General features: G+C 39.6%; 2 protein-coding genes. Both read right to left on the bottom strand.

The window, feature by feature from the left end; genetic code table 11:
* Positions 1-180 precede the first annotated feature (180 nt).
* Positions 181-1,095 carry a nucleoside hydrolase gene (locus tag V7164_RS24525; protein ID WP_335355529.1) on the bottom strand — a complete coding sequence of 305 codons (915 nt, stop codon included), beginning with the start codon at positions 1,093-1,095 and terminating at the stop codon, positions 181-183.
* 38 nt (positions 1,096-1,133) lie between these two features.
* Entirely contained in the window at positions 1,134-2,081 is a 948-nt protein-coding gene (locus V7164_RS24520) for a nucleoside hydrolase (protein WP_335355528.1), read from the bottom strand.
* Positions 2,082-2,738 lie beyond the last annotated feature (657 nt).

Raw genomic sequence — 2,738 nt, 5'->3', positions numbered from 1 at the left:
AAAAATAGTGAACATTAGTATGGTTGTATAGATAATAGCAAAGTCTATCTAACGATTGTTGTATATCTCCCTAGCGTCACTGTGACCATTCGGTTAACGAAAAAAAGAACCCCACAGAAAAGCAGATCAGTCCGCTTTTCTGTGGGATCTAGTGTTGGTAAGTGAAGAATTCAACTTAAATCATACAACTCTACTTAGAAAATGTTCTAAAAATCGATCTGCATCTACTTCTGTACAGACGCGAATCTTTGGTTCACCTTCAAGATGACCTACGGTTCTTCCTTCCTCTTCCCCTTCTAAAATAACTTTCACATTCATCGTTTCCATCTTTACAAAGCTTGAATCAATCGCAACTCCCACGGCAAGTGGATCATGAAGACCGCAACCGCCGATACCTGGATAATTACTTTCATAAAATCCGATATAAAACTCGGTCATGTCCGCAAAAAATTGACCCGTTTCTTTTCCAGTCGCACGCCATTCATCAAGTCTCGATTTTGGCAATAATGTTTGCAAGGTTACATCTAACCCTACAAGGGTAACCTTTAAACCAGATGAGAAAACATAGTCAGCTGCTTCAGGGTCAGAGATAATATTCGCTTCTGCATACGCATTCACATTCCCTGGTACGGCCACAGCTCCCCCCATCACAACAACCTCTTTAATGAGCGGAATAATTTCCGGCGCTTTTTGGATCGCTAAAGCAAGGTTTGTTAGTGGTCCCACTGCAATGATCGTAATTTCATGCGGGCGATTTTTCACCTGCTCGATCATAAAATCGGGAGCAAATTGACTTCTCACTTGAGTCATCGGTTCGTTCTTCAACGTATTGCCTAATCCATCCTCACCATGGACATGTTTTGACCAAAAATCTTTTTCGCCGCGCACGAATCGTTGAGCAGCCCCTTGATAAACAGGAATGTTCTTCCCTAATTTTTCGATCACAACAAGTGTATTACGAGTCGCTTCTTCTACAGGTACGTTCCCGAAGCAGGTCGTAAACCCAAGAATCTCTAGTTCAGGAGAATTTATGGAGTAAGACATCGCTAATGCATCATCAATCCCCGTATCAACATCAAAAATAATTGCTTTCATCACTAATCCCCATTTCAACAGTTTAAAATTTTTTCAAATTACTTGTCTGTGTAGCTTTTCAGTGCCTTGATGACCATATCCCAAAACTTCGTATGATCTAGTTTCAAGGCAACATTGACATTTGGTTCACGGCCGGTTACACCGTGCATATCTACTAAGGTCATTCCGTAAGTATGAACCCCGGTTGTCTCCACATCCACACGCAACTTTTTCGCCTCAACAACAGAAGGATCGATACAATACGCTACACAGCAAACGTCATGTACAGGTGGATGTTCGAATCCAAATACCTCTAAATACGTTTTGCGGAAAAACACCAGTAGCTCGCTCACAAATTGCCCAACGGGATTGTCAATCGCAGCAATGCGTTCACAAACCTCGTTAGTCGCTAAAACTTGATGAGTAAGGTCAAGCCCCATCATCGTAATCGGAACGCCACTCTCAAAAACAACCTTTGCTGCCTCCGCATCCACATAAATATTGAATTCTGCTGCTGGAGTCCAGTTGCCAAACGTACCTCCACCCATGATGACAATTTCTTGAATTTTAGATAGGATAGCCGGTTCACGTCTCATAGCCATCGCGATATTCGTTAGCGGGCCAGTAGGAACGAGTGTAATATCCTCATCTGATTCCATTAGCTTTCGAATAATAAAATCAACAGCGTGTTCCTCTTCGATCGTTTTAGTAGCCTCTGGTAGAACCGGTCCGTCCATTCCGGAATCTCCATGAATATCGGGAGCTGTTTCGCGTTTTCTGACAAGCGGTTGACCGCTTCCTTGGAAAACAGGTACATCATACATGCCGGCAATCTCACAAACTTTTAGGGCATTCTTCGTTGTTTTCTCCACTTCAGCGTTCCCTGCTACAGTTGTAATACCGACTAATTCAATGTTTGGATTCCCTGCTGCGAGTAAAATAGCAATGGCATCATCATGACCTGGATCACAATCAAGAATAATTTTGCGTTTCTTGTTTTCTAGCATAGAAAAATACCGTCCTTTTCATTACTTTGTAAATGCCACACATAAAGAATCTACTATTTATTATGCTTTCATAGGGCATAAATCAATCGAGCTAAAATGGTTTGTCTTAGATCATTTAAAATAGAACCACTTAATTTCAAATTTACATAGTCTCTCTTATAGTGGAAAACTAGAGCAAAAAAGAATGCTCAACATAACACAATCTTATAATATCAAATTTTCACGTAAAAAAGAAAAATGATCTCAAAGGTAAATGAGACCATTTCAATTCCTTATATAAAAGAACACAGACCGACAGCATTGATTTCTACTAAATTTGAGTGCTTCGTATTTTTGGGTCATGCCTATCATAGCAATGCCAAAGTATCCAGAACCTTTCTCGCGCTATCTTCTTTCTCTTCTTAATCAAACGATTAATTAGACCCTCTAGGAATGGGCAGGTACCTCATCCTATCTACAATCTAGTCCAAAGATTGAAATTTCCAATGGATAAATCAATTTTTTGATGACAATTTTCATATTTATTGTTCCTTAAAAAGAGGAGAAAATTATTAACATCCTTGACTGCTTGCATAAAGGGAATGATTTCAAAATTTAATGATCGATGATATTTTATATATGCTATCAAAATCTTTTCGTTAACAAACGAAAAATAGT

This window comes from Bacillus sp. JJ1474, assembly GCF_036965225.1.
In the GTDB taxonomy this organism is placed as follows: domain Bacteria; phylum Bacillota; class Bacilli; order Bacillales; family Cytobacillaceae; genus Cytobacillus.
The sequence above is the reverse complement of the archived record's forward strand: the minus strand, read 5'-3'. Positions and strand labels throughout refer to the sequence as shown.